Origin of the sequence: Lachnobacterium bovis DSM 14045, from assembly GCF_900107245.1 — a bacterium.
Lineage (GTDB): Bacteria > Bacillota > Clostridia > Lachnospirales > Lachnospiraceae > Roseburia > Roseburia bovis.
This window is the reverse complement of sequence record NZ_FNPG01000041.1, coordinates 1-9,459: the sequence shown is the minus strand read 5'-3', so window position 1 is coordinate 9,459 and position 9,459 is coordinate 1. Positions and strand designations below refer to the sequence as shown.

The 9,459-nt window shown below is 29.7% G+C and carries 9 protein-coding genes and 1 rRNA gene; 9 read left to right on the top strand and 1 reads right to left on the bottom strand.

Annotated elements, in window-relative coordinates:
* From BLV79_RS11970 to BLV79_RS11930, 9 genes are all read left to right on the top strand, one after another.
* Positions 1 to 287, top strand: a 23S ribosomal RNA gene (locus BLV79_RS11970); the annotation flags it as partial.
* 196 nt (positions 288 to 483) lie between these two features.
* Complete coding sequence (locus BLV79_RS11965) at positions 484 to 786, top strand: Dabb family protein (RefSeq protein WP_074719217.1); 303 nt, start codon at positions 484 to 486, stop codon at positions 784 to 786.
* Between the two features lie 805 nt (positions 787 to 1,591).
* Positions 1,592 to 2,125 (top strand): ribosome hibernation-promoting factor, HPF/YfiA family, encoded by a 534-nt coding sequence (gene hpf / locus BLV79_RS11960; RefSeq protein ID WP_074719216.1) that lies wholly within the window; start codon positions 1,592 to 1,594, stop codon positions 2,123 to 2,125.
* Between the two features lie 1,878 nt (positions 2,126 to 4,003).
* Positions 4,004 to 4,426, top strand: coding sequence for a hypothetical protein (locus tag BLV79_RS11955; RefSeq protein ID WP_143470271.1), 423 nt, complete (start codon positions 4,004 to 4,006; stop codon positions 4,424 to 4,426).
* Between the two features lie 434 nt (positions 4,427 to 4,860).
* Positions 4,861 to 5,913, top strand: a complete 1,053-nt coding sequence (locus BLV79_RS11950) for a D-alanine--D-alanine ligase family protein (RefSeq protein ID WP_074719214.1) — start codon at positions 4,861 to 4,863, stop codon at positions 5,911 to 5,913.
* A gap of 61 nt (positions 5,914 to 5,974) precedes the next feature.
* Positions 5,975 to 7,384, top strand: coding sequence for a UDP-N-acetylmuramoyl-tripeptide--D-alanyl-D-alanine ligase (locus BLV79_RS11945; RefSeq protein WP_074719218.1), 1,410 nt, complete (start codon positions 5,975 to 5,977; stop codon positions 7,382 to 7,384).
* Positions 7,385 to 7,599: 215 nt separating this feature from the next.
* Entirely contained in the window at positions 7,600 to 8,028 is a 429-nt protein-coding gene (gene rplM, locus BLV79_RS11940) for a 50S ribosomal protein L13 (protein ID WP_074719213.1), read from the top strand.
* Between the two features lie 22 nt (positions 8,029 to 8,050).
* On the top strand, positions 8,051 to 8,443 hold the full coding sequence (gene rpsI / locus BLV79_RS11935; RefSeq protein WP_074719212.1) for a 30S ribosomal protein S9: 393 nt from the start codon (positions 8,051 to 8,053) through the stop codon (positions 8,441 to 8,443).
* 428 nt (positions 8,444 to 8,871) lie between these two features.
* A complete protein-coding gene (locus BLV79_RS11930; protein ID WP_022750258.1) occupies positions 8,872 to 9,087 on the top strand; it encodes a helix-turn-helix transcriptional regulator in 216 nt (71 codons plus the stop codon).
* Between the two features lie 102 nt (positions 9,088 to 9,189).
* On the opposite strand, the gene BLV79_RS11925 is transcribed toward BLV79_RS11930, so the two are convergent.
* Positions 9,190 to 9,459: ATP-binding protein (locus BLV79_RS11925; protein ID WP_159429342.1), on the bottom strand; the 270-nt coding region annotated here is incomplete at its 5' end.

Below are 9,459 nucleotides of genomic sequence, written 5' to 3'. Positions count from 1 at the left end.
CCTATCCGGCGCGGGCGTAGGATATTTGAGAGGAGCTGTCCTTAGTACGAGAGGACCGGGATGGACGAACCACTGGTGTATCTGTTGTCGACCAACGGCATAGCAGAGTAGCCAAGTTCGGAAGGGATAAACGCTGAAGGCATCTAAGCGTGAAGCCCCCCTCAAGATGAGATATCCCCTCCAAAAGGAGATAAGACCCCTGAGAGACTAACAGGTAAATAGGGCAGAGGTGGAAGTACAGTAATGTATGTAGCTGACTGTTACTAATAGGACGAAGGCTTGACCAAAAAGGTTTTCAAAGAGAAAAGCTTGTATGAAGTTTTGAAGGTATATGAGAGAGTCATGCTGAGTATTGGCATGGCTTTTTTTGTTATCCACAAAAAATTGCAACTTGTGTAATGTAGGTTGCAAAAATCACGTATAATTGTTAATATTTAATTGTATAATTGATTATATAATAAACTGTTAGAGAGGTAAAAAATTATGGTTAAGCACGTTATTTTATGGCAATTGAAAGATGAAATATCTGATGAAGAAAAAAAATTAATAAAAAAGGAAATTAAGGAAGGATTAGAAGGTTTAGTAGGAGTTGTACCAGGTTTGAAAGAGCTTGTTGTTAGAACAGAAGGATTAGAAAGTTCTAATGCAGATGTTATGTTAGATTCGTTATTAGAGAATGAACAAGCACTAGCAGGTTATGCAGTACATAAAAAGCATGTAGAGGTTGCAAATTCAAAGGTTCGTCCATATACAAAAACAAGAGTTTGTATGGATTATGAGGTATAATTTAAAGAACGAGGTATAAGTTAATAAAGATAAGAGATTAGGGATTTAATTCTTGCTTTAGTGACTATAAAATATCCTAGTTAAAAAAACATAGGCATTCATTATTGGAATATTCTTAATTATATGTAATTCTTTTGTGTAAGCTGAAGGTATCTAGCTGAAGGCATCTAGCTGAAGGTATCTAAGTGTGAGGCTTCCTCAAAATGAGATACTTCCTCCCAAAGGAGATAGGTGTATGTGATTAGAATTTTTTAAATAATGAATGCTTTTTGTTTAGAAAAAATAAATAAAAAATTTATAAAACAATGCTTATAAATAATAGAATAAAGATTAATTAGTATTTAGTAAAAAAAGATAATAATCAAATTTATATACTTGTATTGCTATATCCAAACAAAAACGGTATTTCAAAAAAGGCAGCGAAAATGAAAAACAAAATGACAATAATAAGAATTAAAAGATATAGACAGAAAGGAATATGTTTATATTGAAATAGTCAGAAAATATGTTATAATAAACTTATAAGTTAGTTCTAACGATTAAGTCTTATAAGAATTATAAAATCATATTTATGGTTAGAGATTATATTAAGAATATTTTGAAATTAGATGAATATTTTATGGAAAGATAATTTATGACGAGAGTTTTAAATTTTTTAAACAAAAAGAATAAGTTTTCTAGAAAGGATATAAAAATTTATAAAAAAAAGAAATTTTATTTAATTTCATAAAGTATATTCTTTGTAAATGTTGTAGAATAAGATTTAAAAATTAGGATTACATTAAATAGCAAAGGAGTGACCACTATGAAGATTATTATTACAGGAAAGAATATTGAGCTTACTGCTGGCTTGAAACAAGCTGTTGAGGACAAGTTGAATAAATTAGAGAAGTATTTTACTCCGGACACAGAAGTTGAAGTTACTTTAAGCGTTGAAAAAGAAAGACAGATTATTGAGGTCACAATACCGGTTAAGGGATCTGTTATTAGGTCAGAACAAGTTAGTGATGATTTGTATGTTTCAATAGATTTGGCAGAAGAAGTGATAGAAAGACAGTTGAAGAAATACAGAAAGAAACTGTTGGCACGTAAACAGTCTGCAATTGAATCATTTAATAGATCATTTATTGACTCTGATGATTTTGATGATTCGGATGAAGTTAAGATTGTAAGATCTAAAAAATTTGGTATAAAACCGATGTATCCGGAAGATGCATGTGTTCAGATGGAGCTTACAGGACATGATTTTTTCGTTTTTAGAAATGCTGAAACAGATGAAGTGAATGTTGTATACAGACGAAAAGGAAATACGTTTGGATTAATTGAACCAGAATGCTAGGGTTTAAGGGATAAAAATGTAGATATAAGGGGTGAAAAATTATTTTATGATTGGGTCTGGAAGGTTAAGTTTGAGACGGAAAAATTGGAATGACCTAGAAATATAAAGTTAAATTGGAAAATTGGCCCCCCTAGAGACATAAAGTTGAAGTGGAAAATTGGACCCCCCTAGAGACATAAAGTTGAAGTGAAAAAACTGGAAAACCAGAACAATAAAAATAGTATAAAGAAATCTAAAAAGTTTAATAAAAATAGAATTGTAAGGCAGTATTAACGGTTAATATTGTAGTACAAGATGAAAATGTATGATAAGAGGGGAAAGAATTGAGGACAAGATGTTTATCATTTTGTTCTCTTTTTTTCTCTTTTTTCTATAAATACAGTTGTTTTTTTGAATTAAAGGATAAGGATAATAATAAAAGGGTAGTTAAAATAATAAAAGTTTAATTTTAATAATAAAAGCATATTTTTAAAAAGAAGAGTATAATTTTTTAAAATAGAGTATATGTAAAAAGCAAAAATATATCATTAAGTTTGTGAAAAAGTTTTGTATGGTGTGTTTTTGTATATAATAAAAAATAAAGTATCGATTTTATAAATTAGAGTACAAGCACGATTAATTCCCGTTTTTTGAAAAAGAAAAAATATATAATTATAAACTAAAAATTATAAAAATATAAATTTACAGAAATATATTGACAATCTTATGACTTTAAGATATTCTATATCTGCAAGCGAGAACACCGAATTTGTTAAATAAAAACATCAATAACTCAACTTAGAAAATATTAAGGCATTGGTTTGTTATTTTAATATTCTAAAAAGGTTAAAGAATTTTTATATACAAGAGGGTTTAATCGAAGCAAGCATAATGATAATATTTTACGATAAATTATTAAAAGATTTTCAACTGACTAATCAATTTGTAGAATTATTAAGTAGACAAGAATTAAAGATAGTATTTTTAGTATTTGATTGGCAAAAGTCAAAGCAAAATATAGAAATCCTTATGATAGTCCAATAAAGGAAAGCGCAGCTAAAAATACGATGAAAAGATATGGTGATGTTGAATTATGATGCATATAATGATTTGATCATATTTAACCATATAATAGTATTGAGATTGAAAAGTTCTATGAGATAGTAGTTTGAGGCAAAGAAAAGATTATGTTAAAGGAATAATTTTTTAATAAAAGCTAATGTTAAATTAATGTTGGTGAAATGTAAAATGTTAGAATTATTTGTGGATAATAAATGGCCTGCAGAATTTTTTGACTTAGTTGTTATAACGTATGTTATTTTGATTTAGAGTAATTTATGTTAAATGATTTTGACTTAAAAAAATCGATAAATAAAAAATTGATAAATAAAAAATCGGTAAATAAAAATTATGTTTGGTCATATATTTAAACGAAGAATTGCCCCAAAATTGTAGTGTTAGATTTTTGAAAAAATTGAATAAACAAATATACGGAATATGAAGTATAAAAAACTGTGATGTGTGCAAAATATGAAGTATATAAAATTATAGTATTATGAACTATACAGTATATTTTGTAAATTTATGAATTGTAATATGTATTTTTATGGTATGTATGAATTGCAGTGTATATTTTAAGGTACGTATGTTATTGAGTGGCTATAATTTAGGTGATTTTTTAGGTGTATGAACTTGTTGTAAAGTCAAATTAAGTAGTAATTTCTAGGTGAAGAAAATATTCTAGGGGTTATGATCTTAAATAATTTTATAATCTAAAGTAGAATTATGTTTTTATTGAAATTAATCAAATAAATGTTATCTGATTTATGATTTGGCTTCAGGTTTTATAAGATTGACTTTATAAATGTAACTGTTGTATTAGTAAAAAGAAAGGTATGTATGTCGAACCATATAGAAAGTATTTTAATGGAATTAAAAATCACTTTGGGGATGATGAGTATTCCAGAAGAATTAAATTGTTGTCGTTTTGAAATTAACTCTATTTATAAGGATTATAAAATGGAGATAGCGAGTCTTTGTAGAGAAATGTATTTTTATGTTTGGAGACTGCAAATAGAAAATGAGGAACATTTGGGTGAGAATACATGTTTTTTTAATAAATTGTGTAAAAGGGCAGTATTGTATAATAAATTCTATGATGACATGAATACTATTTGTCAAAATTATCTATGTGATAATTTTTATCAACGTGAAGAGAAGGTAAAGAATAGCGTTAACAAAAAGATAGATAAATTCTGTTGGTGTGTATTTGATGTTTTTTTGGATGCTGCATTATCAAAACAAAATAAAATTGCATTTTAATTAAGAATGTATGCAAAAACTTTAGCGCAGAATTAGTAGGAAATATTATTACTATAAAATAATGTCTCAGTATGTTCTTTATAAAATAGATTAATAGTAAGTGTATTATTTTTTTAAAATTATTAAACTGTAGAAAAAGTGGAACTCTTTTTTTGCAGTTTTTTTATATTTTTTTCAGAATCTTAGTATAAAAAATACATTGCATGATAATAAAAGAATTATTGCAAAAAGTGCTCATTTAATTACTAAAAGTGTTATAATAGGAAGAAATATTGTTAAAAATGATTAAATGGTCTAGTATAATAAATTAGTGATTAATCTTAAAAATTATTTTGGGATTAATCATATGGAATAAAAATACGGTTTTGTATATTTTTATATAAGACCATAAAATACAGTAAATTATAATAAAGAAATAAAGAGAGGCAATTACTATGAATATTGTTGTTTTAGCAGGTGGACTTAGTACAGAAAGAGATGTATCATTTATTACAGGAAATGAAGTTGCAAAAGCATTAAGAGAAAATGGACATAGAGTTATTTTACTTGATGTTTTTATGGGATATGATGAAAAAGAAGTTAATGTAGATGATATTTTTGATAAAGCAGATGAAGTTAGTGTAAAAGTTAGTAAAATTCCTGAGACTGCTCCAGATTTAGAGGCTGTTAAAGCATCAAGAAAAGATCAATCAGATTGTTTCTTTGGACCTAATGTAATAAGAATTTGTCAAAAATCTGACATTGTATTTATGGCATTACATGGAGAAAATGGTGAGAATGGTAAGATTCAAGCAGCATTCGATTTATTTGGAATAAAATATACAGGAAGTGATTATCTAAGTAGTGCAATTGCAATGGATAAAAACATGTCAAAGAAATTCTTTGTAAATGCAAATATTCCCACACCAAATGGTGTATCTATGACAAGAGAGAATAGATGCGATGATCATAAAAAACTAGGTTTGAATTTACCATGTGTTGTTAAACCTTGTTGTGGTGGATCTAGTATTGGTGTGACAATTGTAAGAAATGATGAGGAATTTACAAAAGCTCTTGATGATGCTTTCAAATGGGAAAACGAATTAGTTATTGAAGAATTTGTAGAAGGTAGAGAATTCTCAGTTGGGGTTTTATCAGGAAAAGCACTTCCTATTATTGAGATTGCTCCAGTTGAAGGATTTTACGATTATAAAAATAAATACAAAGCAGGTAGCACAATTGAAACATGTCCAGCAGAGTTATCTATCGAAAAAACAAAAGAAATGCAAAAATATGCAGAAATGGTTGCTGAAGCAATAGGTTTAAATACATATTCAAGATCAGACTTTTTATTAGATAAAGAAGGAAATATTTTCTGTCTTGAAGTAAATACATTGCCAGGAATGACTCCAACAAGTTTATTACCACAAGAGGCAAATGCGGTTGGAGTTAATTTTAATGAATTATGTGAGAAACTTATTGAGATTTCATTGAAAAAATATAGATAAAGGATTAAAGATGAATAATAAAGAGATTTTATTAGATGGTCATAGCATAGAAGAGTGTAGAATGAAAAATTTGACTATTAAGAATATTGCAAAAGCTTGTGATGGTCAACTATATAATGAAGAATTTGCTTCAAATAAAGAAGTGACGGGTGTTGCAATTGATAGTCGTTTAGTAAAAAAAGATTTTCTTTTTGTACCTATTAAGGGTGCAAGAGTTGATGGACATGATTTTATTCCTCAAGTTATAGCGCAAGGTGCGATGACAGTTTTGTCTGAAAAAAAAATAGAAAATGCTAAGTATCCTTATATTTTAGTAAAAGATACTCAGCAAGCTTTAAAAGATATTGCAAAGTTTTATAGAGAACAATTGAATATTAAAGTGATTGGCATTACTGGAAGTGTTGGTAAAACAAGTACAAAAGAAATGGTAAGTTCTGTTTTGAGCGAAAAATATAGTGTTTTAAAGACAGCAGGAAATTTCAATAATGAGATAGGACTTCCACTTACAATTTTTAATATTCATAGTTGGCATGAAATTGCTGTATTGGAGATGGGAATTTCTGATTTTGGCGAGATGACAAGATTATCAAAAATGGCACAACCTGATATACAATTAATCACGAATATAGGCGTTTGCCATTTGGAAAATTTGAAAACAAGAGATGGAATATTGCAAGCAAAGACTGAGTGCTTTAAAAATATGAGAGAAAATGGTGTTATTATTTTAAACGGAGATGACGATAAACTATCGATGAAAAAGATTGTAGAAGGTAAAAAAGTTATCTTTTATGGTGAAGGAAAAGCTCCCAAAACAGATGATTTAGGCACAGAATACGCAAAGAAGTCAGTTTTTGCAACAGATTCTGAAAATCAAGGTTTCGAAGGAATGGTAACAACAATAAATACAGATATAGGATCATTTAAAGTTAGAATTAATATTCCTGGTGAACATAATGTTTACAATGCGCTTGCTGCAACAGCAGTTGGAATGGAACTTGGTTTGACGTTAGAAGAGATTAAATCTGGAATTTCAAAAGCTAAGACAATTGCTGGAAGAACTAGTTTTAATAAAACAAAATCGGGAATGACGGTTATAGATGATTGTTACAATGCAAATCCTGCTTCAATGCAAACGGCATTAGAAATCTTATCACATGCAACAGGAAGAAGTGTGGCTGTGCTAGGAGACATGGGTGAGCTTGGTGAAGATGAAGTAAATTTACATAAAATTGTTGGAAAAAGTGTTGCAGATAATGATATTGATGTTGTTTTTGCAGCTGGAGAGCTAGCAAAGAATTACATTTCAGAAATAGAAAAATCTGGTAAAAATATTAAAACATATTATTATAAGACAACAGATGAGTTGGTTGACGAAATAGAGAAATACGTTGAAAAAACAGATACTATTCTCGTGAAGGCATCTCATTTTATGAAATTTGAGAAAGTGGTAGAAATCCTTGTAAACATGTAAAAAGTGTACAATATTTTATAGTTTTTTAATGTGTATTCTACTTGACACTTTTTGACACTTGTAATATACTAATTAAGTCTGTGATAGTATATAGATGTGAGTCAAAGCCCCGACAAGCATTTAGACTATATATATAGAATCAGAGAGATGGCGTCCGGACATACGCGATTTTAAAGATTCATGAGTATTTTTTATTTTACTAAGGAGGAAAACCTATGAAGACATTTATGGCAAGTCCAGCTACAATCGAAAGAAAATGGTATGTAGTAGACGCTGAAGGTAAGACATTAGGACGTTTAGCATCAGAAATTGCTAAAGTATTAAGAGGAAAAAATAAACCAACATATACACCACACATTGATACAGGTGATTATGTAGTAGTTGTTAACGCTGAAAAAATTAGTGTTACAGGTAAAAAATTAAACCAGAAAATTTACTACCATCATTCAGGATATGTAGGTGGATTAAAAGAGACTACATTAAAAGAAATGTTAGATAAACACCCAGAGCGTGTTATTGAGTTAGCTGTTAAGGGTATGCTTCCAAACGGACCATTAGGACGTCAGATGTACAAAAAATTATTTGTATACGCTGGACCAGATCACAAACATGCAGCTCAGAAACCTGAGACATTATCATTTTAATTCACTAAGGAGGTAAATTACATTGGCTAATACAAAGTATTACGGAACAGGAAGAAGAAAATCATCTGTTGCCAGAGTATATTTAGTACCAGGAACAGGTAAAATCACAATTAATAAAAGAGATATTGATGAATATTTAGGATTAGAAACATTAAAGGTTATCGTACGTCAGCCATTAGTAGCAACTGAAACAGTTGAAAAATTTGATGTTTTAGTTAACGTTCGTGGTGGTGGATACACTGGACAAGCTGGTGCTATCAGACACGGTATCGCTCGTGCTTTATTAGAAGTTGATTCAGAGTACAGACCAGTTCTTAAGAAAGCTGGATTCTTAACACGTGATCCACGTATGAAAGAACGTAAGAAATACGGTCTTAAAGCAGCTCGTAGAGCTCCACAGTTCTCAAAGAGATAATTATCTGCAATGGCAGATTTCAAAGGCTCGGTACAATGTACCGGGTCTTTTTTGTGTGCGGAAAGCCTTCAAAACATTCAAGGAGTGGTGGGACAAGACCAAGAAGCCTGAGATAGCTGAAAAGGCTAAAACAAGCATTTTGCAAAATCTAAGAGAAAGCCAGGCAATCGTAGATCAGAGGAAGGAGCAGCAAGGTCCAAATCTTAATAGGAATAATCTAAGACCTGAGAGATGAATAACTGATAGCAGTAGGCAGGGGCGTGAAAACGCCCTTGATCGAAGAGTTGTAGTGGCACATTGATAATCAGTTTGCTTTTAAGAAGATGTAATTGTCAGAATAAATGTAAAGGAACCTTGACATAGATAGCACACTATGATATATTCAAAATGTAAAGGAAACTTGACAGGTTTCAATTGGAGGATATGCATTGGAAAATTATGTAGAGAAGCTGCGGAAGGAACGCGGTTTAAATCAGGAGGAATTTGCTAAAATAATCCGAGTTTCAAGGCAGACGATCAGTTCAATCGAGAATGGTAAGTATAATCCATCGCTTGATCTGGCGTTTACCATAGCAGATTATTTTGGAATGACAATTGAAGATATTTTTATTCATAAGGGAGGCGGAAACGATGAAAATAAGTGATCTTAAAAAAGGTGTTTTATGTATACTCGTTGGAAGTTGCTTTGTTCTAGCTATAAAGTGTCAAGTATTTATGTACAAAAAGTTTTATATTATTATGTACAATTACTCTGATGGTTTAATATAATCTTTGACTCTATATGATCTACCATTTATTGTAATTACTTTAGAATGATGCAGTATTCTGTCTAATATCGCGTTTGCTACAACAGCATCATAAAAAATGTTATCCCAGTCATTAAAATTTATATTTGTTGTCAAAATAGTGCTTTTCTTTTCATACCTCATATCTATCAGTTGAAAAAATAGATTTGAATCTTCTTTGTCGATTGGCAAATAACCTAGTTCATCTATAATTAATAGCTTATACCTGTT